1 pseudogene is annotated in these 597 nt (G+C 71.7%); it reads right to left on the reverse strand.

Annotated elements, in window-relative coordinates:
* Positions 1–523: pseudogene (locus tag sphsw_RS14405) on the reverse strand (bifunctional folylpolyglutamate synthase/dihydrofolate synthase); the annotation flags it as partial.
* Positions 524–597 lie beyond the last annotated feature (74 nt).

Genomic DNA, 597 nt, shown 5'->3' on the forward strand with positions numbered 1-597 from the left:
GATGGTCGATCCCGAGCGCGGCGATGCCGGTAACGACGGGGTTCGGAATGACGTTGGTCGCGTCGAGCCGGCCACCCAGCCCGACCTCGACGATAGTCGCCGCGGCGGGCGTCCGCGCGAAGGCGAGGAACGCGACGGCGGTGGTGACCTCGAAGAAGCTCGCCTGCAGGTCCGCGGCGTGGTCGAGCACCTCGGACAGCAGCGCGGCGAGCGCGTCGTCGTCGAGCAGCCGGCCGGCGAGGCGGATGCGTTCGTTGAAGCGGACGAGGTGCGGGCTCGAATAGACATGGACGCTGAGCCCCGCCGCCTCGATCGCGGCGCGCAGGAACGCGCAGGTCGATCCCTTGCCGTTGGTGCCCGCGACATGGAACACCGGCGGCAGCGACAGATGCGGGTCGCCGAGCCGCGCCAGCAACGCGGTGATGCGCTCGAGGCCGAGGATGTCGGCGCCGGGCGACAGCGTGGTCAGCCGGTCGAGCTGCGCCTGGACGGCGGGGGAGGAGGAGGTGGCGTGGTCGGGCATTCTTCTAACTCCCTCTCCCCTCGGGGAGAGGGCTTGGGGTGAGGGGCGGTTCCGGGCGCAGCAGTGCTGGGCTG

Source organism: Sphingomonas sp. FUKUSWIS1 (assembly GCF_000733135.1).
Lineage (GTDB): Bacteria > Pseudomonadota > Alphaproteobacteria > Sphingomonadales > Sphingomonadaceae > Sphingomonas > Sphingomonas aerolata.